We start from the raw sequence: 26,427 nt of genomic DNA, 5'->3' as shown, positions 1-26,427 counted from the left end.
GTCTCCTCAGGGCGTCGGGCGGGGGCCGAGGTGGGCGTCCAGCGCGGCCCGCAAAAGGGCGTCGTCGTCGGCCTCGCCGGTGGCGAGTTGGAGGCTGCCCCAGGCCCAGAGCTGGGCGAGGCCGTGCAGGTTGGCCCAGAGCGCGCCGGCGAGGACGGGTGCTGCCGCGTCGGTCGGTCGCCGTACGAGCGCCACGAGGTCGACGAGGTGGACGAACAGCGGCAGGCTGGTGTCGCGGAGCCCGAGCCGGCCGCTCTTGAGCAGGTCGTGCCGGAACATCAGCTCGAACATGCCGCGGTGGGCGGCGGCGTAGTCGAGGTAGGCGCGGCCGAGGGCCAGCAGCCGGTCGTACGGGGCGGGTCCGGCGTCGCGCACGGTCGAGGCGATGCGGGCGGCGAGGTCGGCGTAGCCCTCGCGGGCGATCGCGGACAGCAGGTCGAGGTGGGTGGGGAAGTATCGCCGGGGCGCGCCGTGGGACACGCCGGCGCGGCGGGCGATCTCGCGTAGGGACACCGCGGCGTGCCCCTCGCGGCGGACCAGGTCGACGCCGGCGGCGACCAGGCGGGACCGGAGGTCGGCGTCGTTCATAGACAGTGTCTACCAGAGCGGCGTAGACGTTGTCTACGAGCGGGCGATCAGCCGATCCGCTCCAGGATGCGCCGGGCCGGGGCCGGGCGACCGAAGTGCCAGCCCTGGCCGGCGTCGCACCCGATGGCCCGCAGGCGTTCGGCCTGCCTGGCCGTCTCCACCCCCTCGGCGGTGACCGTGAGGTCCAGCGCGTGTGCCAGGGACACCAGTGAGGCGAGGATCCGCTCGTCGGTGCGGCTGGCCGGCTCGACGGCCGGCGCGCGCAGCCCCGCCACGAACTCCCCGGCCACCTTCAGCTCGGTCACCGGCAGGTCACGCAGGTACGCGAGATTGCTGTACCCGGTGCCGAAGTCGTCGATGGCGATCCGTACGCCGAGGTCGGCGAGCACCCGCAGCGCGCGTACCGGCTCCTCGGTGGTGCTCATCATGGTGCTCTCGGTGATCTCCAGTTGGAGCCGTTCCGGCGGCAACCCGGTGCGCTCCAGCAGCCCACGTACCTCCTGCACGAGGCCCGGCCGGTGCACCTGGCGCACGGCCAGGTTCACGCTCACGAACGGCGCCGACCCGCCGTGCGCCGACCAGCCTTCCGCCTCCCGGCACGCCTCGGCCAGCACCCAGCCGCCGAGCGGCACGATGAGCCCGGTCTCCTCGGCCAACCCGATGAAGCTGTCCGGACGCAGTACTCCCAGCTCCGGGTGTCGCCACCGCACCAGCGCCTCCACACCGAGCAGGCGGCCGTCGCGCAACGAGGTGAGCGGCTGGTAGTCCAGGTAGAACTCGCCCCGCTCCAGCGCCGCGGGGATGGCCGCGGAGAGCGCGTACCGGGCCAGCTCCCGCCGGTTGCGTTCGGCGTCGAACAGCTCCCAGCGGGCGCCGCCGGCGGCCTTGGCCCAGTGCAGCGTGCTGTCGGCGGCCCGCATCAGGTCCCCGGGGGTCGTGCCGGCGATCTGCCGCTCCACGATGCCGATGCTCGCCGTGACGCTCAGCTCGTGACCGTCGACGAGGGCGGGTTCGCCGACCGCCGCCAGGGCGGCGTCGGCCACCGCGACGACGTCGTCGGTGCCGCCGGTGCCCTCGACCAGGACGACGAACTCGTCGCCGCCGAGGCGGGCCACGAGGTGCCCGTCGAGGGCGCGCCGGAGCCGGTCGGCCACCGCGGCGAGCAGCCGGTCGCCGACCTGGTGGCCGAGCGAGTCGTTGACCACCTTGAACCGGTCCAGGTCGAGGAAGCAGAGCCCGACGCGGCGCGCGCCGCGGCCGGGCTCGTTGAGCGCGGCGGTGAGCCGCTCGGTGAACAGCACCCGGTTGGGCAGGTCGGTGAGTGGGTCGTGGGTGGCCTGGTGGCGGAAGCGGGCCTCGCTGTCGCGCAACGCGCGCTCGGCCTGCGTACGGGCCTTCATCACGGCCCGCCGGATCGACTCCTGCTCGTCCAGCGTGCGGTCGCGCAAGGCCCGCGCGTACCCGGTGGCGACCGCGGCGAGCAGCCGGGCCATCCGGTCCTCGACGTCGTCGGCGACGAGGCCGAGGTCGCGCACCAGCCGGAGCTGGACGACCTCCACGGTGCGCCCGAGCCCCTCGGCCGACGCGATGTGGTGGGCGACCAGCTCCGTGCCGACGCGGTGGCCCGGGCGCAGATCGAACGGCTCGGCCAGCAGCGCGGCGGCGAGGTCGTCGGTGAGCCGTTGCAGCAGCGCCTCCAGCTGCTCCTGCGTCATGGGCAGGAAACTGGTGCCGGAGACCGCCTTGGCCCACGCGCGGGCGAAGGTCCCGGGGCGGGACCGCGCCTGCACCGCCGCCGCCGGCTCAGCCACCGAGCCGCCCGACCCCACCCATGAAGACGGCCCGCTCGGCGTCCTCCGCGCTGTCCGGCGACTCCGGACGCCACTGCGGTACCCACACCACGCCGGGCTCCACCAGCGTGAACCCGTCGAAGAACGCGGTCAGCTCGGCCCGGCTGCGCACCCACAGCGGATTGTCGGTACGCCGGTAGACCCGCTCCGCCTCGGCCCGCTCCTCCTCACTGCGCCCGTCGTCGCTGGCCTGGGAGAGCACCAGGTGGCTGCCGGGGGCCAGCGCGTCGCGCAGGGTGCGCAGGATCCGGGCCGGATCGTCCTCGTCGGAGACGAAGTGCAGCACCGCCACGACCATCACGGCCACCGGCTGGTCGAAGTCGAGCAGCCCGCGTACCTCCGGATGGGCGAGGATCCGCTCCGGGTTGCGAAGGTCCTCCTGCACCACGACGGCCCGGTCGTCGCCGGCGAGGATCTCCCGGCTGTGCGCGACCGCCACCGGGTCCACGTCCACGTACACGACCCGGGAGTCGGCGGCGTCGTGCTGGGCGATCTCGTGGACGTTGCCCACGGTCGGGATGCCCGAACCGATGTCCAGGAACTGCCGGACGCCCATCCCGGTGAGGTAGTGCACCGCCCGGCGCAGGAATGCCCGGTTGGCCTGGGCCATCAGCGGCGCCTCGGGCACGGCGGCCACCATCGCCTGGGCGGCGGCCCGGTCGGCGGCGAAGTTGTGCGAGCCGCCGAGGTAGTAGTCGTACATGCGGGCGACGCTCGGGCGCTCGATGTCGATCGTCTCGGGTGCCCAGTCCGGCCGCTGCATGCCTCACCCCTCGTGTCGACGGCGCGGGCACCGTCGCCCGCGGACCACCGCGGTATTCTGCCCCTCCGACCGCCCGGGTGACCATACTCCGATCGCGCGATCAGGCAGACGTCGGTCGATATGTGAAATCCGCGCCGGCCCCCAGGCCGGCGCGGATCGCACCGTACGTCGGAGCCGCCGTGCCGGCGGCTCCGGTCAGAACTTCGGGGCGTCCGGCGCCTCGAGCAGGCCCAGCCGCAGGGCCGTCATGAGCGCCTGCGCCCGGTTGGCCGCGCCCAGCTTCTCGTAGAGCTTCGAGATGTGGGTCTTGGCCGTCGACTCGCTGACGAAGAGCTGCTTGGCGATCCCGGCCACGCTCATGCCGTCGGCGAGCAGCCGCAGCACCTGCCCCTCCCGGGGCGAGAGCTGCGGGCCGGACGGGGCAAGCCGGCGCTTCATGGCCTCGGCCAGGTCGGCGGCGGTGAACGCGCTGGGGGAGGAGGCGGCGTGCCGGGCGGCGGCCACGACCTCGTCGGCGGGCGCCGTCTTCGGCACGAACGCGCTGGCACCGGCCTCCAGGGCACCGAAGAGCTGGTCGTCGCCGGCGTACATGGTCAGCACCACGATGCCCATCGAGGCGCTGGACTTGCGCAGCGCCCGGGTGGCCTCGAGACCGCTGCCGTCGGGCAGCCGGAGATCCATGATCACCACGTCCGGCTGCAGCGCCCCGGCCTGGCGGACCCCCTCCGCCGCCGTGGCGGCCTCGCCGACGACCTCGAACTGCCGGTCGCGCTCGAAGGCGTGCCGCAGGCCCTTGCGGATGAGGTCGTGATCGTCGACAAGGAGGACCTTGGTGCGGGTGGCCGGTGTCGGGCTTGTGGTCATCCTCGGGTTACTCCCCTTCTGCTGCTGCGCTACCGCGCACGTTATCGCGCCGGGGCGAGGTGCCGAGAACCACCGCCACGGTCGTGCCGCTCGGTTGCCGGGGTCGGATCTCCAACCGGCCCCGGATACGTTCCGCCCTCTCGGCCATGATCGCAAGACCGTACCGCCCGTCGGGCCGCTGGTCAGCGATCCCCTGACCGTCATCCGACACTTCGATTTGCGCGTACGGCGGGTCGACCTCACACGTGACCCACAGATTGGACGCCCCGGCGTGCTTGCGCGCGTTGGTGACGGCCTCCTGGGCGATGCGCAGCAACTCGGCCTCGGTGGCGGCGGGGAGCCGCGCCGTCGACTCGTCGAGCGACAGGTGCACCCGGAGACCGCCGGACGCGCCGACCGTGCGGGCGTACTCGGCGATCGCGGCGGCCAGCCCGCCGTGCCGGTCGACCTCGCTGCGCAGCTCGAAGAGGCTGAGCCGCAGCTCGGTGATCACCCGGGTCACCTCGCCGCGCAGGGTCCGCAGCGCCTCGGCGGTCTCCTCCGCGTCGTCGAACACGGTCGCCAGGGCGTTGTCGATGCCGTAGCCGACCATCACGAGTTCCTGGGCCACGCCGTCGTGGATCTCCCGGGCCAGCCGCTGCCGCTCCTCGTTGGTGGCCAGCGAGCGCACCTCGTCGAAGAGCAGCGCCGCCTCCAGACGCAGGGCGGCCGGGCCGGTCAGGGCGGTCACCCGGGCGACCACCTCCGACGGGTAGGCGTGCGCCGCGTCGGCCTCCAGCACGACCAACCCGACCGTACGCACACCGGCGACCAGCGGCACGATCAGCGCGGAGACGTCGCCGCCGGTGTGCGAGCGGGCCTGCGAGCGGGCCGCCGTCTGCGGCTGCTGGCTGGCCCAGGCGTCGGCGATCGCCGAGTCCGCGTCGAGCGTCGTCTCCCAGTCCACCCGGTCCACGCCGACCTGGGCGAGCACCACGAGCCGCCCGCCGCCGCTGGCCGACAGGACGGCGGCCCGGTCGCTGCGGGCCACGCCGCGCAGTTCCTCCAGCAGGTGCTCGGCGATGCCGCCCGGGTCCAGCGTCGCCCCCGGCAGCTGCCGGGCGACCGTCCGCAGCTGGGTGAGCAGCCGGGTCGCCTCGGCGTACGGCTGGGGTTTGCCGTCGTTGCGCACCTGGATGACCCGGTGCAGCGTGCGTGCCGCGTACAGCCCGAGCGCGGCGAGGATGAGCCACTGCGCGCAGACGGCCAGGTAGCCCGGCTGGGTCAGCTGGCGTTCGCCGTCGACCTGGGTCAGCGCGCCGGCGAGCAGCAGCGTGAGCGCGGCCACGCCGAGCAGCGCGGCGCCCTCGCGGAACCGGCGGCGCAGCGCGGTGACGGTGACCGGCACCGCGAGGTACGGCAGCACCGCCGACGCGCCGAGGCCGTCGATCGAGCCACCCACCAGGGCCACGGCCGCCACCTGGCTCGCGGCCAGCCCGAGCACCACCACCTCGGCCACCCGGCTGAGCGGGCCGATGAGCCGGTGCTGCGGCGCGAGCAGCGCGGGGAGCCCGGCCACGGCGAGCAGCGCGATCCACCAGAGCTGCGTCAGCTCGTGCGTGGCGAAGAGGGTGAGGACGGCGACCAGCGCCAGCATCACCAGACGCGCGGCCGCGGCGAGGGGATGCGGTTGGGGACGGGCGGGTGTCGAGGCGGGCACGTGACGGATCGTAGTCAGCGTCGGTAGATATCGGCGATCTCCGCCGCGTACGTCTTGTGCACGACCTGGCGCTTGACCTTGAGTGACGGGGTCAGCTCGCCGGTCGCCTCGGTGAAGTCACGCGGCAGGATCCGGAACACCTTGATGGCCTCGGCCTTGCTCACGGCCTGGTTGGCGACGTCGACGGCCTTCTGGACCTCACGCCGCAGCGCCTCGTGCCCGCGCAGCTCCTCCACCGGCGTGTCGCGGGGCAGCCCGGCCGACTCCAGCCACTGCGGCAGCGCCTCCTCGTCGAGGGTGACCAGGGCGGCGATGAACGGCTGCCGGTCGCCGACCACGACGCACTGGCTGACCAGCGGGTGGGCCCGGACCTGGTCCTCCAGCACGGCCGGGGCGACGTTCTTGCCGCCGGCCGTCACGATGATCTCCTTCTTCCGGCCGGTGATGGTCAGGTACCCGTCGTTGTCGAGCTGGCCGAGGTCGCCGGTGCGGAACCAGCCGTCGCCGGTCAGCACGTCGGCGGTGGCCTCGTCGTTGTGCCAGTAGCCCTGGAAGATCAGGTCGCCGGAGATGAGGATCTCGCCGTCGTCCTCGATCCGGATGCTCACACCGGGCAGCGGGCGGCCCACGGTGCCGATCCGGGTGGCCGACGGCAGGTTGGCCGCGGCGGCCGGAGCCGTCTCGGTGAGCCCGTAGCCCTCCAGCACGGTGACCCCGATGCCGCGGAAGAAGTGACCGAGCCGGGCGCCGAGCGGTGCGCCGCCGGAGATCGCGTCCCGGCACCGCCCGCCGAGCGCGGCGCGCAGCTTGGCGTAGACCAGCCGGTCGAAGACCGCGTGCTGGGCGCGCAACGCGAGGCCGGGCCCGCGCGAGGTCTCCAGCGCCTCGCTGTACGCGATGGCGACCTGCTCGGCCCGCGCGAAGATGCCGCCCTTGCCGTCGCCCTCGGCCTTCTGCTTGGCCGCGTTGTAGACCTTCTCGAACACCCGGGGCACCGAGAGCACGAACGTGGGGCGGAACTCCTGCAGCTCGGCGACCAGGTTCTTGGTGTCGGCGCAGTGCCGCATGGTGGCCCGGGCGTACACGACGCCGATCTGGATGAGCCGGGCAAAGGCGTGCGCGAGCGGGAGGAAGAGCAGGGTGGACGCGCCGGGGTTGAACAGGTTCGGCAGCACCGGCACCGCGTTGGCGATGTCGGCGTACATGTTGCGGTGGGTGAGCACGCAGCCCTTGGGGCGGCCGGTGGTGCCGCTGGTGTAGATGATGGTGGCCACGTCGCTGGACCGCAGGCCCGCCCGGCGCCGGTCGATCTCCGCGGGGTCGACCTGCTCACCGGCGGCGACCAGGTCGTCCACGCCGCCGAGGTCGATCTGCCAGACCTGACCGAGGTCGGGCAGCCGGTCGCGGACGCCGGCCAGCAGGGTGGCGTGCGCGTTGGTCTCCACCACGCAGGCCACCGCGCCGGAGTCGGAGAGGATCCAGGCCGCCTGCTCGGCGCTGGACGTCTCGTAGATCGGCACGGTGACGCCGCCGGCCGCCCAGATCGCGTAGTCGACCAGGGTCCACTCGTAGCGGGTGCGGCTCATGAGGCCGATGCGGTCGCCCGGCCGGATACCGGCCGCCACCAGGCCGCGGGCCACCGCCGCGACCTCGTCGCGGAACTGCCGGCAGGTGACGTCGGCCCAGGCCGGCCCCTGCGCCGCGCCGGTCGGCCGGACGAACTGCACGGTGTCGGGCGCGGTCTCGGCGTTCTCCCAGACCGGGTCGGTGAGGTTGGCGGCGTCGCCGACGGTGACGACCGGTGGGACGGAGAACTCGCGCACCTGCACTCCCTCGTGCTCGCACTGGCGGACCGGGGCCGCCACCAGGGGTCGGCTCTGTCGAAACCTACCCGGCGGGTCGATCCGGTGCCGAAGGCAGGTTGGCTGTGGGGCGTGGCGGGGGGCGGGACGGCCCCGGCCGCCCGCGTGCCGGGTAGCCTCCCCCCATGGCGGACTCCTCCACCCAGTCGATCGTCGTCGGCGCGCCACCGGACCAGGTGGCGGCCGTCATCTGCGACTTCGCGCGTTACCCGGAGTGGACCGACGCGGTCCGGCGGGTGGAGGTCGTCGAGGAGTACGAGGACGGCTACGCCAGCCAGGTCCGCTTCACGATCGACGCGGGTGTGATGGCCGACGAGTACGTGCTCGCGTACGAGTACGCGGAAGACCTGACCCGCATCGAGTGGCACCTTGTGGCGCCGTCGAAGATGCAGAAGGCACAGCGGGGGTCGTACGACCTGGTCGGAAACCCGGACGGCACCACCACGGTGACCTACACCCTGGAGGTGGAACTGTCGGTGGGAATGCTCGGGATGTTCCGCCGCAAGGCCGAGAAAATGATCATGGATACGGCGTTGAAGCAGCTGAAGCGCCGGGTAGAAGCACCCGGTGCGGCGCAGTGACGCGCCCGGCGGCCCGGCCGCCACGGTAGAGGAGTCGACCATGGTGGCAACGGATCCGGGCTCGGCCCGGGAGGAGGCGGAGCGGCTCGTCGCCACGCTGCTGGCGACCGCGCGGCTGGCCACGGCCGGACCGTCGGCGGGTCCCTGGGGCCCACTCGGCGGGATCGTGGCCGGTGTCCTCGGTCACAGCGCGCAGCCGGGTGGCGCGGGCGGCACCACCGCGGGGGCTTTCGCCACCGGTGCGCCCGAATGCTGCGTGTGCCCGGTCTGCCGCGGTATCGCCGCGTTGCGCGACCCGAGTCCCGAATTCGCCGAGCGACTCGCCACCGGAGCGGGCGATCTGGCCGCCGGGGTGGCCAGTTTCCTGCGCGCCTTCGCCTCCGCGAACCCGCCCGCCGAGCCCCCGGAGCCGGCCGCCGCGTCCTCCGCAACGGCCGCCGCCGGCTCCGACGACGATCTCGTCTGGCGCGAGGCCACCCGGAGCGGGCATGATTCTCAGCCGGCGTCGGAGGGGGACGTGTGGTCCGCCGCGACCCGGGCGGACGACACGACCGTCCCGGCCGCCGCGGCGCCGCCCGTCGACGAGGCCGGGCCGGCCGCGTCGGCGGCCGACCGGCCCGTGGTGCCCGCCTCGCGGGCGCCCGGCGACGCGGGCGCGGACGTGTCCGGCGACGGCGCCTGACCAGGGACATCCGGCACTCACCGGCCACTTCCGGTGCGCGGCGGACAGCACAGCAGAGGGGAGCGGCAGCGGTGACGCTGACCATCGGGATCGACGTCGGTGGCACGAAGGTCGCCGGCGGTGTCGTGGACGAGACCGGCACGGTGCTCGTGCACGCCCGACGGGACACTCCCGCCGACGACGTGGCCAAGACCCGGGACGTCATCACCGAGCTGGTGGTCGAGCTGGCCAGCGGGCGGTCGATCGAGGCGGTCGGCATCGGCGCGGCCGGCTGGATCGACGCCAGCCGCTCCACGGTGCTGTTCGCACCGAACCTCGCCTGGCGGGACGAGCCGCTGCGCGACTACGTGAGCGGCAAGGTCGGCCTGCCGGTGATCGTCGAGAACGACGGCAACGTGGCCGCCTGGGCCGAGTTCCGGCACGGCGCGGCCCGGCACGCCGACGACTCGATGGTCATGTTCACCATCGGCACCGGCGTCGGCGGCGGCATCGTGCTCGGCGGTGAGCTGGTCCGCGGCGCCCACGGCATCGCGGCCGAGCTGGGCCACATGCTGACCGTGCCGGACGGCCACCAGTGCGGGTGCGGCCGGCTCGGCTGCATCGAGCAGTACGCGAGCGGCAGCGCGCTGGTGCGGTTCGCCCGCGCGGCCGCCCGGCAGGAACCGCACCGGGCCGCCGCGCTGCTGGAGCTGGCCGGCGGGGAGGCCGAGGCGATCACCGGCCCCATGGTGACCGCGGCGGCCAAGGGCGGGGACCCGGTGTCGACCGAGTCGTTCGCCCAGGTCGGCCGCTGGCTCGGCACGAGCCTGGCGGACATGGCCCAGATCCTCGACCCGCAGGTCCTCGTCGTGGGCGGCGGCGTGATCGACGCCGGTGACCTGCTGATGGGCCCGACGCGGCGGTCGTACACCGAATCGCTCGCCCAGCGCAGCCGCCTGCCGGTCGCCGAGATCCGCCCGGCCGAGCTGGGCAACCGCGCGGGCGTCATCGGCGCCGCCGACCTGGCGCGCCGGATCTGAGGCCCGGGACGGGACGGTGACGCGAAGCTCGGGCGTGCCGCTGCGCGTCGTCTCGTACAACATCCACAGCCAGCGGGACGACGCGGCCGCGCTGGCCGCGGTCGTCCGGGAGGCGGCCCCCGACGTGGTGATCGTGCAGGAGGGGCCGCGGCGGTTCCGCTGGCGGCAGCGCTGCGCCACGCTCGCCGACGCGTTCGGGCTGGTGGTGGCCGCCGGTGGGCTGCCCGCCCTGGGCAACCTGCTGCTGACCAGCCTGCGGGTCCGGGTGCTCGCCACCCGCGACCAGCGCTTCCCGCTGACACCCGGCCGGCACCTGCGCGGCGCCGCGTACGCCGAATGCGCCGTGGCCGGCGGCGCCCGCTTCACGGTGGCGGGCTCACACCTGTCCACCGACCCCGCCGAACGTCCCGCGCAGGCCGCCCTGTTCAAACGGGAGCTGGACGCTGCCGGTACGCCCGTGATCGCCGGCGCGGACCTCAACGAGGGACCGGACGGCCCGGCCTGGGCCGCGGTGGCGCGCGGGCTGACCGACGCGGCGGTGGCGGCGGACCGGGCCGACCGGCTCACCTACTCCTGCGCGGACCCCCGGCGGCGCATCGACGCGCTCTTCGTCGACCCGCGGATCACGGTGGTCGACTACGACGTGGTGGACACTCCGCTCACACGCCGGGCCAGCGACCACTTCCCGATCGTGGTCGACCTGTTGCTGCCGGTCACCGACTGACCCGTCGCCCGGCGTGCCGGGGCTGGACAACCGGCTCCGATGTGGAGAGGATTTCGCGGCGACCCGGCACCCGTGCCGCACAAAAGGAGATATTCGGTGTCCACCTCCACCGACCGGCCCGATCCGGAGGCGAGCACGCTCGCCCTGAGCCGTGACGGTCGCCCGGTCTCCGACCGGGGCGACACGGTCTGCGTCATCGGCGCCGGCCCCAGCGGCCTGACCGCCGTGAAGAACCTCCGCGAGCACGGGTTCGGCGTCGACTGCTACGAACGGGAGACGGGCGTCGGGGGAGCGTGGAACTGGCGGCACGACCGCAGCCCGGTCTACGCGAGTACGCACCTCATCTCGTCCCGGCCGTTCACCCAGTTCCCCGACTTCCCGATGCCGGACTCCTGGCCGGACTACCCGCACCACAGCCGGCTGCTCGCCTACTTCGAGCGGTACGCCGACCACTTCGACCTGCGCGCGCACATCTGGTTCGGCACGGAGGTGATCCGGGTCGAGCCGGTCGAGGGTGACCGCTGGGACGTCACCACCCGCAGCACCGGCGGGTACGGCCCCGAGCGCACCTCGCGCTACGCCGCCGTGGTGATCGCCAACGGGCACAACTGGTCGCCGAAGCTGCCGAGCTACGAGGGGCTGGAGGAGTTCCGCGGCGAGGTCATGCACGCCTCGTCCTACAAGGACCCGGCGCAGCTGCGCGGCAAGCGCGTCCTGGTCGTCGGCGCGGGCAACACCGGCTGCGACATCGCCGTCGAGGCCGCCCAGCAGGCGTCGCACTGCTGGCACTCCACCCGCCGCGGGTACTGGTACGCCCCGAAGTACGTGTTCGGCCGGCCCGCCGACCAGGTCAACGACACCCTGCTCGCCCTGCGGGTGCCGCTGCGGGTGCGGCAGTGGCTCTACCACTGGACACTGCGCCTGACCGTCGGTGACCTCACCCGGTTCGGCCTGCCGAAGCCGGACCACCGGGTCTACGAGACGCACCCGATCGCGAACAGCCAGCTCGTCTACCACGTCGGGCACGGCGCCATCACCCCCGTGCCGGACGTCGCTCGGTTCGGCCCGTACGGGGTGGAGCTGACCGACGGCCGGCAGATCGACCCGGAGCTGATCGTGTTCGCCACCGGCTACCTGCCGCGCTTCGAGTTCCTCGACCCGAAGGTGCTCGGCGACGACGCGGGGACCGGCCGGCCGACGCTCTGGCTCAACGCGTTCGCGCCGGGCCACCCGACCCTGGCCGTGGTCGGCCTGCTCCAGCCGGACTCCGGCGTGTTCCCCCTGTCGCACTGGCAGGCGGTGCTCTTCGCCCGGCTGCTCCAGGCGCGCCGCACCCGTCCCGAGCGGGCGGCCGCGTTCGCCGCGACGGTCCAGTCCCGGGCGGGCGAACGCTACTCGGGCCCGGTGAAGGACAGCAGCCGCCACTGGTTCGAGGTGGGCCACGCCGACTACCTGCGCGCCGTCCAGCGCGCCCTCGACACCCTGGAGGGCAAGTGAGTGAGCTTGCGAGCCCCGCAGTCGTGAACGGAAGGTTGGCTCGGTGAGCGCGAGGAGTGAGCTTGCGAGCCCCGCAGTCGTGAACGGAAGGTTGGCTCGGTGAGCGCGAGGAGTGAGCTTGCGAGCCCCGCAGTCGTGAGCGGAAGGTTGGCTCGGTGAGCACCGTGCGGATCATGCGTGGGCGGGAGTGGGCGCGGCCGGTGCGGCCGGTCCGGCGCGAGGTGCGCAGCGCAACCCCCGACCTCGAGGAGGGGCGGCCGCCGCTGCTCTTCGTACCCGGCTACGGGCACGGTGCCTGGGCGTTCGCCGAGCACTGGCTGGGGCACGCGGCGTCGCGCGGTTTCCCGGCGTACGCGGTCAGCCTGCGCGGGCACGGCGACAGCGAGCCGGCGCCGGAGGCGTCGCTGCGGGCGTACGTCCATGACGTGGTGCAGGTGGCGGCGGGCCTGCCGCGTCAGGCGGTGCTCGTGGGGCACGGTGCCGGGGCCCTCGTGGTGGCACACGCTCTCGCTCGCTACCCGGCGCGGGCGGCGGTGCTGGTGGCGCCGGTCCTCGGCGGCTGGGGGACGTTCGGCGCGGCGCTGCGCCGCAACCCCGCCGGCACGCTGCCCGCGGTGGTGGGTGGGCGCCTGCGGCTCAGCCGTGGTCAGTTGTTCAGCCGCGAGCTGCCCGAGGGCGAGGCCCGCCGGTACGTGTCGGCGCTGGGCCGGGCGAGCCGACGCGCTCAGTGGCAGCTGCTGAGCGCGCCCGACCCGGAGCCGGCGGTGGGTGACCCGCCGGTGCTGGTGCTGGGCAGCCCCGACGACCGGGTCGTGCCGGCGTCCGCGCTCACGCGGGCGGCCCGCCGGTACGGCTCGGCGCCGCTGCTGTTCCCCGGCATGGGGCACGACCTGATGCTCGACGCCCGCTGGCGGGAACCCGTCGACGCCCTGCTGGACTGGCTGGAGAAGGAACCGGCCGCCCGCTGAGGCTCAGCCACCGGCGCGCCGGTCGGCCCGGACGGCCGACCGGTCCGGCTGGGTGGGCACGGCGACCGGGGCGTCGCCGGGCGTGGTGAGCCGGTCGACCAGCGCGCCGGTCTGGTCCAGCGCGCTGAGGTAGGAGCGGGCCCACGCCCGGATGTCGTGCTCGCGCAGGTGGGCGCGCATGGCCCGCATCCGCTCGCGGACGTCGGCCGGGGCGGCGTGCAGTGCGGCGAGCAGCCCCTCCTTCAACCCCTCCAGGTCGTGCGGGTTGACCAGGTACGCCTGGGGCAGTTCGGCCGCGGACCCGGCGAACTCGCTGAGCAGCAGGGCGCCGGTGTCGTCGACGCGGGCGGCCACGTACTCCTTCGCGACCAGGTTCATCCCGTCCCGTAGCGGCGTCACCGCCATCACGTCGGCCACCCGGTACAGCGCGGCCAGCTCGGCCCGGTCGAACGGCTGCGTCAGGTAGTGGATCGCCGGCTCGCCGACCCGGCCGAACTCGCCGTTGATCCGGCCGACCTCGCGCTCCACCCGCTCCCGCAGGATCTGGTACTGGCCGACCCGTTCCCGGCTGGGCACCGCGACCTGCACGAGCACCGTGTCGCGGACCTTGACGTGCCCGCTGACCAGCAGCTCGCTGTACGCCTTCAGCCGCTGCTCGATGCCCTTGGTGTAGTCCATCCGGTCGACGCTGAGGATCACGTGCTCGGGGCGGCCGAGGTCCTGGCGCAGCCGGGCCGCGCGCGCGGCCACGTCGGGCCGGGCGGCCAGCGCGGCCATCTCGGCGGTGTCGATCGACACCGGGAACGCCCCGATGCGCACCACCCGGTCGTCGATCCCGATCCGCCGGTCGGTGGCCGGCAGGTGCAGCACCTTCGCCACCAGCTGGGCGAAGTTGTGCGCGGCCTGGGCGCGCTGGAAGCCCACCAGGTCCGCGCCGAGCATCCCGCGCAGCAGCTCGGCCCGGCGCGGCAGCTGCATGAACAGCTCCGGCGGCGGGAACGGCACGTGCAGGAAGAACCCGATGCGCAGGTCCGGTCGCAGCGCCCGGAGCAGGCCCGGCACGAGGTGCAGGTGGTAGTCCTGCACCCAGACCACCGCACCCGGCTCGGCGACCTCCGCGGCGGTCTCGGCGAAGCGGCGGTTGACCCGCTGGTACGCCTCCCACCAGCGCCGGTGGTGCTGCGGCTGCTCGACCGCGTCGTGGTAGAGCGGCCAGAGGGTCGCGTTGGCGAACCCCTCGTAGTGGTCGCGCAGGTCGTCCGGGGTGAGCGGCACGGTGCGCATCCGTACGCCGTCCACGTCGGGCAGGGTGGGCGCCGGACCGGTGCCGCCGGCCCAGCCGACCCAGGTCGCCGGGGTATGTCGCAGCAGCGGGTGGAGCGCGCTCACGAGGCCGCCGGGACTGCGCCGCCACTCGCACGCGCCGTCCGGGGCCACACTGTCGTCGATGGGCAGGCGGTTGGCCACCACCACGAGGGAACTCTGTCGCATCTCGGGCATTCCGATCAGCAGAGGACTGACCGCCACGAGCCAGGAACAACCGGTCAGTCAGCGGAGGAAGTGACGTACGGCGGTATTCCTACTAACCGTAAGTTACACCACTGTCACACCCGTGTTGACCCGAGGCCGTCCCGCGATGCGGTCGGTGACCCTGAGGTGGCGATCCGTGCGCGGGTCAGACGACGGCGCCGTCGTCCGGGTCGCGCTCGTCGTCGTCACCGCCGGGACGCAGCCGCCAGATGAGCGTCACGAAGCCCGCGAGGATGCCTGTGAAGCCGAGCAGCGTGACCACCGAGCGGTCCACCGGCAGCAGGGACGGGAAGAGGAAGAGCACGAAGCCCACCACGACGCCCAGGACGCCCACCACCGCGTACTTCGAGAACCGGGGCAGCGGCGGAGGCGGAGGCGGCGTGTAGCCCTCCTCCTCGTCGTCGTCGGGCAGGTCGGCGCCGAAGGTGTCCAGCCCGTCGAGCAGCGACGGCTCGTCGGTGCGGTCGGTGCGCCCGACGGAGACCCCGGAGAGGTCGGCCGCGTACGGCAGCCGGCGGACGTCCGTCGCGGTGGGCCCGGCCTCGTCGGTGCCGGAGCGGGTTACCGGCCCCGCGGTCGACTCCGGCGGGTCGTCGATGTCCTCCGCGGCCGGCCAGGGGGTGTCACCGGCGGCGGGCGTCGCGTGGAAACCGGCCACGATCCGTGCCCACTCAGCCTCGATGTCCGGCTCGTCGGCTCGCGCCGGCTCGGGCGACACCTCGTCGGTGAGCTGGTTGAGGTAGTCGCGGGCGGTGGTCAGGTGGGTGCGGTCGACGTAGAGCCGGTCGACCGGCCGCGCTGGCACGGTGGTGGTGCGGGTGACCGGGTTCAGGTCCGCCGACGGTTGGAGGTACGCGGCGATGCCGCCGGCGGCCAGCACGTCCAGCAGGTGTTCGCCGACGCGCGGATCGACGTCGCCGGCAACGGCGTACTCGCTCGCGTCGAGCCCGTTGTCCCGCCGCCCCCGGCGGGCCCCACCCGCTGACACCGGACACCCTCCTCAACGCGCCTCCGCGCGGCCGCCCCAGCCCCCTCCGACGCGACACGCGCGCCGTGCCTTGAATCGTGACACGTCCCGACCCGGTTCCGGGAGTGCGTTGTGTCGCGTCTTCCAAAGTCAGCGACCGTCACGCTGGTCGTGGCCGCGCCCGTTTGTCTGTTTGTGCGAAGTGCGTCAGGAGGCTGGTGGGCGACAGCGCCCGGTGCGGGCGGTGGTGTCGGTGCCGGTCGGCCGGCCTCGTCGTCGCCGGGCGTGGGCGCATTCGTATCTTCCCGGCCAGGGGTACCCAATTGACAAGATAGCGGGTGGCGGGTGGCGTCGCCCGGTCGGAGCGCGCGCCGGGATGGCGTTCGGCGTGATCGACGTGGCCCGGTACACGCAGTCCGCAGCCCGCAGCCCGCAGCCCTGCGGCACGTCGGGCGGCACGTCGCGCGGCACCTGTCCCGCCGTCGGCCCGGGCCGGCTCGTCGACCGTCCGAGGAATGACCGAGCCGGCGGCGTGTGGCCCGACCTCGCCGGTGGGCCGCGCGTCCATTGTGGCGGCGGGCCCGGGTTCGTAGGCTCGTGCGCGACGACGGTGCACCGGGGCCGGGCGTCCCGTGCCGTCGGGACCATCACTGGGAGAGGACGCCGGTGCTGTACTGGCTGCTGAAGTACGTGATCCTCGGGCCGCTGCTGAGGCTGATCTTCCGCCCGCAGGTGGAGGGCCTGCACCACGTACCGGAGACCGGCCCGGTGATCCTGGCCAGCAACCACCTCTCCTTCTCCGACTCGATCTTCACGCCGCTGATCGTGCCGCGGCGGGTCACCTTCGTCGCCAAGGCCGAGTACTTCACCGGCAAGGGGATCAAGGGCTGGCTGACCAAGATGTTCTTCGTGGGCACCGGCACGATCCCGGTCGACCGTTCGGGCGGGCGGGCCGCCCGGGCCGCGCTGGACACCCAGTTGCGGGTGCTGCGGGCCGGCGGGGTGGCCGGCATCTACCCGGAGGGCACCCGCTCACCGGACGGCCGCCTGTACCGGGGCAAGACCGGCGTGGCCCGGCTGGCCCTGGAGAGCGGCGCGCCGGTGGTGCCCGTGGTGATGCTCAACGCCGACGAGATCCAACCGCCCGGCAAGCTGATCCCGAAGATCGCGCGGGTGCGCATCCGGTTCGGCGCCCCGCTGGACTTCTCCCGCTACCGCGGCATGGCCGGCGACCGGTTCGTCGAGCGTGCGGTCACCGACGAGATCATGTACGAGCTCATGGAGCTGTCCGGCCGCGAGTACGTCGACATCTACGCCCAGAAGATCAAAACCCAACCCCCCACCCCGGTAGCAGCCTGACCGCTGCGGTCGCCCGTCCGTGCCCGTTCGCGGCCGTCGCGCTCTCGCGGCCGGCCGCCGTAGGCAGGGTGCGACGTGATGACCCGCTTCGAGGACGGGCCGGGTGTGATCCACACCAGATCGCCGATGTGGCGGCATCCCGGCCGCGTCGACCCCGCCGTATCGGCGAAATGGAGTCGATCAAGCGGGCCGGCCTGCCGCACGAGCGGGTGATCGACTCGGGTTCGTGGAAGTCGCGGTGTCGGCGAGGGTTGGATACCGCGACATACAGGGAACCGGAGTCGATCCCCTCGGACCAGCCGCCACCCAAGCCCGATCAAGACCCCGACCCCCGCCCACCGCCAGGCCGGCCCACCCGTCCATGATCTACACCGGCTCGCCGGCCCGGCCACATCCCGCCGACCAGCACCCCGCGAGATCACCGCCGTGCCTGCCGCGCCGCCCCACGCCCCACGCCCCACGCCACCGCCCCCCACTCCCGCGATCTTGCACTTTCGGCCCCCGTTATAGGGTCTTCGCGGCATATGCCGGGGCACAAACTGCAAGATCGCGGGGGAGAGGTGAGGGAGGGCGCGTGGGGGAGGGAGGGCGCGGGGTTAGGGGAGACCGGTCAGGCGGAGCAGGCCGGGGGCTTTGTTGCGGGTGGCGAACTCCTCGAGCTGCTGCCGTGCGGCCGCCGCGCCGGCCGGGTCGGCCGCGGTCAGCGGCCCGATCGACAGCGCGGTCGTGATGATCTCGTCGGTGACGTCGGTCATCCGGGCGTAGCTGCGCGCCGCGGCCCGCATCAGGTCGGCGGCGGTACGGGCGTCCCCGGCGGACGCGGCCAGCACGCCGTCGGCGACCTGCCCGGCGGCCCGGGCCCACGGCGTGGTCCGGGGCGCCCGGTCCAGCAGCGTCCGCACGAGCCGGGCCGCCTCGGTGCCCAGCACACCGGCGACGTGCCCGACCGCCGGCACCCACTCGGCGAACGGGATCATCCGGGTGCGCCGCCAGTCCTCCTCCAGTTCGCGCAGCAGCGCCATGGCCTCGGCGCGGCGGCCCTCCACCGCCCGGCAGAGCGCGGCGTGCGCCAACGTCGACCGCAGCACGCGGTGGAATCCGCTGCGGCGGGCCGCCACCACGGCCTGCTCGACCAGGTCGGGGCCGTCCCCGTCCGGCTCCGGCGGGTCCGGTCGGCGTACCGCGCCGAGCCCGCGCATCCACCCGGACACCGCCACGATGTGCAGGTCCCACTCGGCGGTCGGCCGGCGCGTCGACTCCGCCGCCATGGCCAGGGCCGACGTCCACTCGCCCGCGTAGTACGCCCGGGTCCACTGGTCGGCGAAGCTCGTGGCGAGGCTGTGTTCGCCGCCGAGGTCGAGGGTCCGCTGTTCGTCCACGAGGCGCGTCGACCCCGCGAGGTCACCCTCCTCCTGCAACGCCCAGGCGAGGTTCTGCACCGCCCGCCGGCGGCTCGCCAGCCGCTCCACCCGGCAGTGTTCGGTCACCTCGGCCAGTTCCGCGTACGCCTCGGCGGAGCCGGTGATGTAGCGCGCCACGGCGAGCGTGATCCGCGCGTTGGCCTGCGCCTCCCGCAGTTGGAGCCGCTCGGCGAGGGCTGCCGCCGCCCGGGCCGCCTCGCAGGCCGGTTCGTTCTCCGCGTTGAGCATGTGGACGCGGGCGAGTTCCAGCAGCGCGCCGGCCTTCTCCTGGCTGTCCGGCAACTCGTCGTAGATGCCGATGGCCCGGTCCAGGCAGCGCAGGGTGGCGGGGCGGTCGGCCCGGCTCCAGGCGGCGGTGGCCAGCAGGGTCCAGGCCCGGGCGGCGCCCGTCCGGTCGCCGGCGGCGGTGAGCCGTTCGGCGAGCCGGGTGAGCGTGTCGGTCCCACCGGCGACGAGGAACGCGTCGCCGTCGCGGTACAGCGCCAGTTCGGCGTCGAGGAGTTCCAGCGCCGGGTCGGGCGGCAGGTCCAGGGCGAGCGCGCGGCCGACCAGCGTGGCCGCGGTGTCCAGCGCGTGCAACGCGTACGCCCGGCGGGCCGCCCGGTGCAGCGCGTCCCGCGCGGCCGGGGCGTACGGGCCGGTGTCGAGGCCGACCGTCCGGGCGATCTCGTGCGCCGCCCAGCGGTGGTTGGCGAGCACCTCGGCCAGGTCGTGGAGGCGGCCGTCGGCGAGCTGCTCCAGCCAGTCGGCGGTGCGCTGGTGCCGCACCACCCGCTCGGCGCGGGGGAGCCGCTGGTAGCAGACGTCGCGCACGAGGATGTGCCGGAACCGGTACTCGGACTGGCCGGGCATCGTCGAGGTGTCCTGCTCGTACACCAGGTCGCGGCGCTGGAGCCGGTCCAGCGCCCGCTCCACCCACTCGACCGGCCGACCGAGGGCGGTCGCCACGGGCGCGGCCCAGAACTGGATGCCGACCACCGCGGCGGCGTGCAGGACCGCCCGGTCGGCCGGGTCCAGGAGGTCGAGCCGGTTCGCGATGACCGCCTGGACCGTACGGGGCATCTCCGGGCCACCGGCCGGGTCGGGCGCGCCGGCCGAGTTGACCGGGTCGAGCAGGCCGCCGTCGAGCAGCATCCGCGCGTACTCCTGCGCGTAGAGTGGGTTGCCGTCGGCGAACTCGATGAGCGGGGCGCGCTGCGTCGACGGCAGCGTGGCCTGTCCGAGCAGCAGCGAGTAGAGGGTGTCGATGTCGGAGTCGTGCATCGGCGGCACCGAGATGGACATGGCGCCGCTGATCGTGCCGGTCCAGGCCGGGTTCCGTTCCCGCAGCTCCGGCCGGGCCGTCGCGACGACCAGCAGCGGTACGCTCCGGGCCGTCGCGCCCAGCTGTTCGACGAACGCGAGCATCGCCTGGTCCGCCCAGTGCATGTCCTCGAAAACGAGCACGGTCGGCCCGGCGTCGGCGAGGACGAGGAGGAACCGCCGCCACGCGGCCTCGGTCTCGCCGGGGGCGAGCCGTTCGCCGGGTACGCCGAGCAGCGGGCCCAGCGCCTCGGCCAGCCGTACGGCGTGGGGGTCGGCGAGCTGCGCGAGCCGTGCCCGGAGCCGGTCGCGCAGGGTGACCGGATCGGCCTCGGGCGCCCCCACCCACGCCTTCACGATGTCGGTGAGCGCCGCCCAGGTGACGTTCTCACCGAACGGCGGGCAGTTGCCGACCAACCAGGTGATGGGTGGCCCGGGCAGGCTGGCGGCGTGCCGGGCGAGTTCGCGCAGCAGGCGGCTCTTGCCCACGCCGGCCGGGCCGAACACCGTCACGAGCTGGGACGTCCGCTCATTCACCATCCGGTGCAGCGCGTTGACCAGCAGGCCGCGCTCGTGTTCCCGGTCGACCATGGGGGTGAGTTCGGCCGTCCGGGGGTCGCGGTCCGGCCGGACCCGCAGCGCCAGCCAGATCCGGCTCACCGCCGTACGGCCCTTGAGGGTGACCGGCGGCCGGTCGGCGTACTCCAGTTCGTGGCGGGTGGCCGACCAGGTGGCCTCGTCGACCACGACGCCGCCGGGCGGGGCGAGCGACTGGAGGCGGGACGCGGTGTTGACCACGTCGCCGGTGACGAACGCCTGGCCGCCGTCCTGCGTGGCGGAGAGGTCCACCAGGGCCTCGCCGGTGGCGATGCCCACCCGGAAGCTCAGCGGCGGCTGCCGGCCCGCGGGCTGCCGGGCCAGGTTGCGTTGCAGCTCCAGGCCGGCGCGGACGCAGCGCAGCGCGTCGTTGTCGGTGGCCACCGGCGCGCCGAACAGCGCCATCACGGCGTCGCCGATGTACTTCTCGACCACCCCGCCGTACTGGTGCACGACACGCCGCACCGTGGCGAAGTATGCCTGTTGCAGGCCGCGAGCCTGCTCCGGGTCGGCCCGTTCGGCGTACGTCGTGAAGTCCACGATGTCCACGAAGAGGACACTGACCTGCCGCCGGTCCTCCTTGATGACGACGACGGGGTCGCGCAACGGTTGCCCGCAGCTGGTGCAGAAGTTGGCCTCGGTGCTGTTGGCGTGCCCGCAGTGCGCGCAGCTGACGGTGAGCGGCTGGCCGCACCCGCCGCAGAAGCGGTCGTCCGGTCCAGCTGCGCGCGCGCAGTGTCCACAGGTGAGGTCGATGTCCAGCTCCCGGAGGCGAGAGAGCCCAGTATCGCGGCGGCCGGGGCCAGTCGGGTACCCGACGTGCGGGCGGGCATCGCGACCGATCGGCCGGGGCTAGTCTTCCCTACCAGTAAGTTTTCACATCAGGGAGAGTGCCGTGCAGGTGCGACTGTCCACTGCGTGGACCGATCCGGGTGGCAGGGTGTGGGCACCGGGGGACACCGTCGACGTCGACGCGGTCATTCTCGCCGAGCTGGAGGAGCAGGGCATGGTGGAAGAGCCCGAGGGCCAGACGAGCGGGTCGGGGGAGACCACGACCACCTCGCCGAGCACGTCCACGTCGAAGCCGACCGACCCGACGAAGATCGGCCCGGGGCCGGGCGCCCCGCCGGCCGACGACGGCAACTGATCGACCGGGCGGGGCCGGCGGGCGAGGCGCCCGCCGGCCCCGTCCGCGTTTCCGTCACCGGGCGTACGCCGTCCCTCGGAACGCGACGGCCCGCGGCCCGAGGCCAGCGGCCGGAGGTCAGCGATCGTTCATCCCGGCGCGGCGCCGCAGCGCGGCCACGTCGGTCACCACGATCCGTCGGCCCTCGGTGCGCAGCCAGCCCCGGTTGGCGAACGAGCCGATCGCCTGGTTGACGCTCTGCCGGGAGCCGCCGGCCATCTCCGCGAGCTGGCTCTGGTTGAGCTCGATGGTGATCATCGGAGCCTGGCTCTCGCCGGCCAGCCGGACCAGGGTCTTCGCCACCCGGCCGGGCAGGTCCAGGAAGACGTGGTCGGCGTTCTGCTCGGTGAGCCGGCGGATCAGCCCGCCGAGCGAGCGCATCACCGCGTCGAGGATGCGGGGGTTGGAGTGCACCAGCTCCATGAAGGCGCCCCGGGACAGCGCGAGGGCGGTGCAGTCCTCGATGGCCTCGGCGGAGGCCGAGCGGGTGGAGGCGTCCAACAGCGAGACCTCGCCCAGCACGTCCGGTGGGCGGATGACCGACAGCACCGCGCGTTCGCCGGTCGGGGCGGTGCGGAAGACCGCGACCGCGCCGCGGCGCAGCACGATCAGGGACTCGCCGGGGTCGTTCTCCACGAACAGCAGTTGGCCCTTGCGGTACGTCCGCGGCACGGCGGCGGCGATGACGCGCTGCCGTACCTCCGGCTCGAGGCCGGCGAACATCTCGACACCCGTGAGCGCGTCACCCGGCTCCGGCAGGCGAACCTCCACGGCCCAACCCCTCCCCGGTCAAGGACCACAACTCGCACACCGGTGAACCTGACGACCCCTGACGTGGGCGAACTGACACCGGTTCGGCGCCGGTAGCGGTACACATCAGATCATGACGGTCGTGTCGCTTGCTGTACACCCCTCAAATCACTTCCGTGACAGTCCCCAGCTGGGACGGATCCGATGCTGGGATGGCGGATCCACCCGGTGGGGCCTGGGGAGGGTGCATCCGGCCGCGGCCGGCCGCGCGGGACTCGGGAGCGTCCCGCCGCCGGCCGCGGCGCCAGGGGGCAACCCAGGGCGGTAGCCACGACCCGTGCCGGGTGAGGAGACGCCCCCGCCGGCCACGCCGCACCGGCCGTGGGCGAGGATGGCGTGGATGGTCTACCGCTACTTCTACGACTGCGAGTTCATCGAGGACGGCCTGATCATCGACCTCGTCTCGATCGGCGTGGTCGACGAGTACGGCCGCGAGTTCTACGCGGTCTCCACCGAGTTCGACGACTCCCGGGCGATCCCCTGGGTGCGCCGCAACGTGCTCGACCGGCTGCCCTCGCCGGCCGACCGGGCCTGGCGTTCCCGCGAGCGCATCCGGGAGGACCTCTACGACTTCCTGGTCGAGCCGATCCGCGACCGGCCTGGCGAGCAGCTCGAGCTGTGGGCGTGGTACGCCGCGTACGACCACGTGGTGCTGGCCCAGCTGTGGGGGGCGATGCCGGCCCTGCCCCGCGAGATCCCGCGGTTCACCAAGGAACTGCGGCAGCTCTGGGACGACCGGGGACGGCCACCGTTGCCGAACGCGGAGGCGGCCCGGCACGACGCCCTGGTCGACGCGCGGCACAACCTGGCGCGGTACCGGGCGATGACCGCCCGCTGAGGCCGCGCCGGAAAAGGTCGCGTCTCGCAGGTTTGGTCGGTTCTGTCCGGGGCACCGCCCCCGACGAACCCCGCGAGGAGGACCGCCATGAGCCAGGCGCCCAGCGTCGTCGACGCCCGCAACCGCGTCACCGAACTGATCCGCGACGCCCGGATCTGCATGCTCACCACCATCGCCCTCGACGGCCGGCAGGTGAGCCGGCCCATGGGCCTCCAGGAGGCCGAGTTCGACGGTGACCTGTGGTTCTTCGCCTACGCCGACTCGGCCAAGGTCCGGCAGATCCGGGTCAATCCGGAGGTGAACGTGTCGTTCTCCGACCAGCGGCGCCACGCCTGGGTATCGATCTCCGGGATGGCTACGGAGGGTTACGACCGCGCGGGGGCCGAGCGCCTGTGGAACCCGCTGCTGGAGACGTGGTTCCCGGACGGGCTCGGCACTCCGGGCCTCACCATGATCAGGGTGCACGCCGTCTCGGCCGAGTACTGGGACTCGCCCAGCAGCCCGGTGGTGAACCTGCTGGGCCTGGCCAGGGCGGCGATCACCGGCCGGCGACCGGAGCCGGGCGAGAACCGTGAGGTCCGGTACTGACCCCCGCGGGGTCCCGGCGACGGCAACCGGGCCGGCACGGCCGGGGCGAGGGCGCGCTGTCGCCGCTCGGGCCGGCGGACTACAGTTCGCAGTGACGGCCCGCCCCGGGCCGGCAACGGCGCCGATGGTCAGATTCGACACCTATCCTGGGGCAAACCGGGCTACACCTGATGCTCCCAGGAGGATGAGCAGATCATGCGAATCGGCGTGCTCACCGGCGGTGGCGACTGCCCTGGTCTCAACGCGGTCATCCGCGCGGTGGTCCGCAAGGGCGTGGCCACGTACGGTCACGAGTTCGTGGGCTTCCAGGACGGCTGGAAGGGCCCACTGGAGGGCCTGTCCAAGCCGCTGGGCATCGCGGACGTCCGGGGCATCCTGCCGCGCGGCGGCACCATCCTCGGCTCGTCCCGGACGAACCCGTTCAAGATCGAGAACGGCGTCGAGCGGATCAAGGACAACCTCGCCGCGCAGGGCGTGGACGCCCTGATCGCGATCGGTGGCGAGGACACCCTCGGCGTCGCCACCAAGCTCTACGAGCTGGGCGTGCACGTCATCGGTGTGCCGAAGACGATCGACAACGACCTGGGCGCCACCGACTACACGTTCGGCTTCGACACCGCGGTCAACATCGCCATGGAGGCGATCGACCGGCTGCACACCACCGCGGAGAGCCACCACCGCACCCTGGTCGTCGAGGTCATGGGCCGCCACGCCGGCTGGATCGCCCTGCACGCCGGCCTCGCCGGCGGCGCCAACGTGATCCTGCTGCCGGAGCGGAACTTCGACGTCGAGCAGGTCGCCGGTTACGTCGAGAAGCGCTTCCAGCACCAGTACGCCCCGATCGTGGTCGTCGCCGAGGGCGCCCAGCCGCTGGAGGGCCAGATGGTCCTGCAGAACCAGGAGCTGGACGCGTTCGGCCACGTGCGGCTGGGCGGCATCGGCCAGTGGCTGGCCGAGCAGCTGGAGGCGAAGACCGGCAAGGAGGCCCGCACGGTCGTGCTGGGTCACATCCAGCGCGGCGGCACCCCGACCGCGTTCGACCGGGTCCTCGCCACCCGCCTCGGTCTCCAGGCGATCGACGCCGCGCACGAGGGCGACTGGGGCAAGATGGTCGCGATGCAGAGCACCGACATCGTCCGGGTGCCGCTGGCCGAGGCGACCCGCGAGCTGAAGACCGTGCCGCTGGAGCGGTACGCCGAGGCCGAGGTCTTCTTCGGCAGCTGATCGACCGCCACGGCGTCGCGGCCGGCCGCAGGGCCGCCGCGACGCCGCTCGGCGAGAAGGAGGTACGACGGGATGTCCGCCCGCGTGCACACCGTCGCGGTGATCGGCGCCGGCAAGATCGGCGAGCTGATGCTCTCCGGCCTGCTGCGCTCGGGCTGGCCGGCGGACCGGCTGCTGGCCACCGCCCGGCGGCAGGTCCGGGCCGAGGAACTGGCCACGCGCTACGGCGTACGGGTCGTCGACAACTTCGTGGCGGTCGATGAGGCCGAGGTGCTGGCGATCGCGGTCAAGCCGCAGGACGCCGCCGCGCTGCTGGACGAGATCGGGCCGAAGGTGCCGGCCGGCAAGCTGGTGATCTCGCTCTGCGCCGGCCTGCCCACCAGCTTCTTCAACCGCCGGTTGCCCGAGGGCACCCCGGTGGTCCGGGTCATGACCAACACCCCGGCCCTGGTCGACGAGGCGATGACGGCCATCTCGGCCGGCGCCCACGCAACCGGGGCCCACCTGGCGCTCGCCGAGGAGATGTTCAAGCCGCTCGGCGCCACCATCCGCGTGCCCGAGTCGCAGCAGGACGCGGTCACGGCGCTGTCCGGCTCCGGTCCGGCGTACTTCTACCTGCTGGTCGAGGCGATGATCGACGCCGGCATCCTGCTCGGCCTGCCCCGGCAGGTGGCCCACGAGCTGATCGTGCAGACCGCGATCGGGTCGGCCGTGATGCTGCGCGACTCCGGCGAGCACCCGGTGAAGCTGCGCGAGGCGGTCACCTCGCCCGCCGGCACCACCATCTCCGCCGTGCGCGAGCTGGAGAAGCACGGCGTACGGGCGGCGCTGCTCGCCGCGCTGGAGGCGGCCCGGGACCGGGCCCGCGAACTGGCCGCCCAGAGCGACTGAGGCGGCCCGGTCAGCCGGCCTGCATCGCCAGCTCCTCGCCGTACGTCCGGTCCGCGCCGGGCTGTGCCGGCACCCGGGCGAACCGCGTCCAGGCCGAGATCACCTGGGTGGCGGCACGCCACGGCAGCGGGTCGTCGACCTCGGTCGGCTCGGCGGGCCCGGTGACGGTCACGCCCCAGTGCCGCAGCCGTTCCAGGTTCTCCCGGAAGGCGGGATGCCGGGCGAGACCCGGGTCCGGTGCGGGCACGACGACCACCGGCAGGCCGACGGCGGTCGCCTCGTTGAGCAGGCGCAGGGCGAGGTTGTCGTTCAGCCCGTACGCCCACTTGTTGACGAGGTCGAAGCTGGCCGGCGCGACGGCGAAGGCGTCCGCCGGCGGCAGCGGGTTGAGGGCTTCCACCTGTTCGTCCTCCCGCACCGGGTGGTGCGTGAGGTCGGCCAGGCTCGCCTGGCCGTCACGGTCGACCGCGTCGGGTGTGCTCACGACGTGGACCTCCCAGCTCAGGTCCTGGCAGGCCGTGATGAAGGGTTCGAGTTCGGTCGCGGCGGCGCCGCAGACGACGAGGTGCAGGACAGGAGATCGTGATTTCCCGGGCATGGCGGCTCCTATCGCAGGT

The 26,427-nt window shown here is 73.6% G+C and carries 23 protein-coding genes; 12 read left to right on the top strand and 11 right to left on the bottom strand.

Annotated features, from left to right (window positions below):
• Positions 1–6: 6 nt before the first annotated feature.
• The 6 genes from D7193_RS14220 to D7193_RS14195 all read right to left on the bottom strand — a co-directional run bounded on the left by D7193_RS14220 (position 7) and on the right by D7193_RS14195 (position 7,587).
• A complete protein-coding gene (locus tag D7193_RS14220) occupies positions 7–588 on the bottom strand; it encodes a TetR/AcrR family transcriptional regulator (RefSeq protein ID WP_120779945.1) in 582 nt (193 codons plus the stop codon).
• A gap of 47 nt (positions 589–635) precedes the next feature.
• Positions 636–2,417 carry a putative bifunctional diguanylate cyclase/phosphodiesterase gene (locus D7193_RS14215; RefSeq protein WP_120779944.1) on the bottom strand — a complete coding sequence of 594 codons (1,782 nt, stop codon included), beginning with the start codon at positions 2,415–2,417 and terminating at the stop codon, positions 636–638.
• Positions 2,392–3,201: an SAM-dependent methyltransferase gene (locus tag D7193_RS14210; protein ID WP_120779943.1), complete on the bottom strand. Its 810-nt coding sequence runs from the start codon at positions 3,199–3,201 to the stop codon at positions 2,392–2,394. The genes D7193_RS14215 and D7193_RS14210 overlap by 26 nt, the downstream gene beginning before the upstream one ends.
• Before the next feature lie 195 nt (positions 3,202–3,396).
• Complete coding sequence (locus tag D7193_RS14205) at positions 3,397–4,065, bottom strand: response regulator transcription factor (RefSeq protein WP_007072219.1); 669 nt, start codon at positions 4,063–4,065, stop codon at positions 3,397–3,399.
• Positions 4,066–4,072: 7 nt separating this feature from the next.
• Entirely contained in the window at positions 4,073–5,764 is a 1,692-nt protein-coding gene (locus D7193_RS14200; RefSeq protein ID WP_120779942.1) for a sensor histidine kinase, read from the bottom strand.
• A 14-nt stretch (positions 5,765–5,778) separates the two neighbouring features.
• Positions 5,779–7,587 carry an AMP-dependent synthetase/ligase gene (locus tag D7193_RS14195; RefSeq protein WP_120780403.1) on the bottom strand — a complete coding sequence of 603 codons (1,809 nt, stop codon included), beginning with the start codon at positions 7,585–7,587 and terminating at the stop codon, positions 5,779–5,781.
• Positions 7,588–7,751: 164 nt separating this feature from the next.
• On the opposite strand from D7193_RS14195, the gene D7193_RS14190 reads away from it, so the two are divergent.
• From D7193_RS14190 to D7193_RS14165, 6 genes are all read left to right on the top strand, one after another.
• On the top strand, positions 7,752–8,207 hold the full coding sequence (locus D7193_RS14190; protein ID WP_120779941.1) for an SRPBCC family protein: 456 nt from the start codon (positions 7,752–7,754) through the stop codon (positions 8,205–8,207).
• 40 nt (positions 8,208–8,247) lie between these two features.
• Positions 8,248–8,889: a hypothetical protein gene (locus D7193_RS14185; protein ID WP_120779940.1), complete on the top strand. Its 642-nt coding sequence runs from the start codon at positions 8,248–8,250 to the stop codon at positions 8,887–8,889.
• Positions 8,890–8,960: 71 nt separating this feature from the next.
• Complete coding sequence (locus tag D7193_RS14180; protein WP_120779939.1) at positions 8,961–9,908, top strand: ROK family glucokinase; 948 nt, start codon at positions 8,961–8,963, stop codon at positions 9,906–9,908.
• Positions 9,909–9,924: 16 nt separating this feature from the next.
• Positions 9,925–10,632, top strand: coding sequence for an endonuclease/exonuclease/phosphatase family protein (locus D7193_RS14175; protein WP_120779938.1), 708 nt, complete (start codon positions 9,925–9,927; stop codon positions 10,630–10,632).
• Between the two features lie 96 nt (positions 10,633–10,728).
• Complete coding sequence (locus D7193_RS14170) at positions 10,729–12,129, top strand: flavin-containing monooxygenase (RefSeq protein WP_120779937.1); 1,401 nt, start codon at positions 10,729–10,731, stop codon at positions 12,127–12,129.
• Positions 12,130–12,302: 173 nt separating this feature from the next.
• Positions 12,303–13,097: an alpha/beta hydrolase gene (locus D7193_RS14165; protein ID WP_120780402.1), complete on the top strand. Its 795-nt coding sequence runs from the start codon at positions 12,303–12,305 to the stop codon at positions 13,095–13,097.
• A 3-nt stretch (positions 13,098–13,100) separates the two neighbouring features.
• On the opposite strand, the gene D7193_RS14160 is transcribed toward D7193_RS14165, so the two are convergent.
• Both D7193_RS14160 and D7193_RS14155 read right to left on the bottom strand, forming a co-directional pair.
• Complete coding sequence (locus tag D7193_RS14160; RefSeq protein WP_241563114.1) at positions 13,101–14,588, bottom strand: alpha,alpha-trehalose-phosphate synthase (UDP-forming); 1,488 nt, start codon at positions 14,586–14,588, stop codon at positions 13,101–13,103.
• Between the two features lie 184 nt (positions 14,589–14,772).
• Positions 14,773–15,615, bottom strand: coding sequence for a DUF308 domain-containing protein (locus D7193_RS14155; RefSeq protein ID WP_120779936.1), 843 nt, complete (start codon positions 15,613–15,615; stop codon positions 14,773–14,775).
• Positions 15,616–16,260: 645 nt separating this feature from the next.
• Between D7193_RS14155 and D7193_RS14150 the strand changes: the two genes are divergently transcribed.
• Positions 16,261–16,953, top strand: coding sequence for a lysophospholipid acyltransferase family protein (locus D7193_RS14150; RefSeq protein ID WP_120779935.1), 693 nt, complete (start codon positions 16,261–16,263; stop codon positions 16,951–16,953).
• A gap of 596 nt (positions 16,954–17,549) precedes the next feature.
• Here the strand turns inward: D7193_RS14150 and D7193_RS14145 are convergent.
• Positions 17,550–21,035, bottom strand: a complete 3,486-nt coding sequence (locus tag D7193_RS14145) for an ATP-binding protein (RefSeq protein ID WP_377456355.1) — start codon at positions 21,033–21,035, stop codon at positions 17,550–17,552.
• Positions 21,036–21,168: 133 nt separating this feature from the next.
• Here D7193_RS14145 and D7193_RS14140 point away from each other — a divergent pair, with 133 nt between their 5' ends.
• Positions 21,169–21,420, top strand: a complete 252-nt coding sequence (locus D7193_RS14140; protein ID WP_120779933.1) for a hypothetical protein — start codon at positions 21,169–21,171, stop codon at positions 21,418–21,420.
• A 117-nt stretch (positions 21,421–21,537) separates the two neighbouring features.
• On the opposite strand, the gene D7193_RS14135 is transcribed toward D7193_RS14140, so the two are convergent.
• Positions 21,538–22,230 (bottom strand): Crp/Fnr family transcriptional regulator, encoded by a 693-nt coding sequence (locus D7193_RS14135; RefSeq protein ID WP_091596564.1) that lies wholly within the window; start codon positions 22,228–22,230, stop codon positions 21,538–21,540.
• Between the two features lie 379 nt (positions 22,231–22,609).
• Between D7193_RS14135 and D7193_RS14130 the strand changes: the two genes are divergently transcribed.
• The 4 genes from D7193_RS14130 (at position 22,610) to proC (ending at position 25,810) form a co-directional block, all read left to right on the top strand.
• Complete coding sequence (locus D7193_RS14130) at positions 22,610–23,107, top strand: polyadenylate-specific 3'-exoribonuclease AS (protein WP_120779932.1); 498 nt, start codon at positions 22,610–22,612, stop codon at positions 23,105–23,107.
• 87 nt (positions 23,108–23,194) lie between these two features.
• Positions 23,195–23,695, top strand: coding sequence for a pyridoxamine 5'-phosphate oxidase family protein (locus D7193_RS14125; RefSeq protein ID WP_120779931.1), 501 nt, complete (start codon positions 23,195–23,197; stop codon positions 23,693–23,695).
• Between the two features lie 195 nt (positions 23,696–23,890).
• Entirely contained in the window at positions 23,891–24,919 is a 1,029-nt protein-coding gene (locus tag D7193_RS14120; RefSeq protein ID WP_120779930.1) for a 6-phosphofructokinase, read from the top strand.
• A 72-nt stretch (positions 24,920–24,991) separates the two neighbouring features.
• Complete coding sequence (proC, locus tag D7193_RS14115; protein WP_120779929.1) at positions 24,992–25,810, top strand: pyrroline-5-carboxylate reductase; 819 nt, start codon at positions 24,992–24,994, stop codon at positions 25,808–25,810.
• 10 nt (positions 25,811–25,820) lie between these two features.
• Here proC and D7193_RS14110 read toward each other — a convergent pair whose 3' ends face one another.
• Positions 25,821–26,408: a flavoprotein gene (locus D7193_RS14110; protein WP_120779928.1), complete on the bottom strand. Its 588-nt coding sequence runs from the start codon at positions 26,406–26,408 to the stop codon at positions 25,821–25,823.
• Positions 26,409–26,427: the final 19 nt, after the last annotated feature.

The organism is Micromonospora costi, assembly GCF_003626655.1.
Taxonomy (GTDB): Bacteria; Actinomycetota; Actinomycetes; order Mycobacteriales; family Micromonosporaceae; genus Micromonospora; species Micromonospora costi.
Note: the sequence above shows the minus strand (reverse complement) of the source record. Positions and strands in the feature narration are given on the sequence as shown.

What these genes read in the sequence shown, in the direction of transcription:
- D7193_RS14205 (WP_007072219.1), bottom strand. Translation starts at nt 4,065, where the DNA reads ATGACCACAAGCCCGACACCGGCCACCCGCACCAAGGTCCTCCTTGTC.
- D7193_RS14125 (WP_120779931.1), top strand. Translation starts at nt 23,195, where the DNA reads ATGAGCCAGGCGCCCAGCGTCGTCGACGCCCGCAACCGCGTCACCGAA.
- D7193_RS14210 (WP_120779943.1), bottom strand. Translation starts at nt 3,201, where the DNA reads ATGCAGCGGCCGGACTGGGCACCCGAGACGATCGACATCGAGCGCCCG.
- D7193_RS14220 (WP_120779945.1), bottom strand. Translation starts at nt 588, where the DNA reads ATGAACGACGCCGACCTCCGGTCCCGCCTGGTCGCCGCCGGCGTCGAC.
- D7193_RS14130 (WP_120779932.1), top strand. Translation starts at nt 22,610, where the DNA reads ATGGTCTACCGCTACTTCTACGACTGCGAGTTCATCGAGGACGGCCTG.
- D7193_RS14190 (WP_120779941.1), top strand. Translation starts at nt 7,752, where the DNA reads ATGGCGGACTCCTCCACCCAGTCGATCGTCGTCGGCGCGCCACCGGAC.
- D7193_RS14160 (WP_241563114.1), bottom strand. Translation starts at nt 14,588, where the DNA reads ATGCGACAGAGTTCCCTCGTGGTGGTGGCCAACCGCCTGCCCATCGAC.
- D7193_RS14110 (WP_120779928.1), bottom strand. Translation starts at nt 26,408, where the DNA reads ATGCCCGGGAAATCACGATCTCCTGTCCTGCACCTCGTCGTCTGCGGC.
- D7193_RS14185 (WP_120779940.1), top strand. Translation starts at nt 8,248, where the DNA reads ATGGTGGCAACGGATCCGGGCTCGGCCCGGGAGGAGGCGGAGCGGCTC.
- D7193_RS14165 (WP_120780402.1), top strand. Translation starts at nt 12,303, where the DNA reads ATGCGTGGGCGGGAGTGGGCGCGGCCGGTGCGGCCGGTCCGGCGCGAG.
- proC (WP_120779929.1), top strand. Translation starts at nt 24,992, where the DNA reads ATGTCCGCCCGCGTGCACACCGTCGCGGTGATCGGCGCCGGCAAGATC.
- D7193_RS14120 (WP_120779930.1), top strand. Translation starts at nt 23,891, where the DNA reads ATGCGAATCGGCGTGCTCACCGGCGGTGGCGACTGCCCTGGTCTCAAC.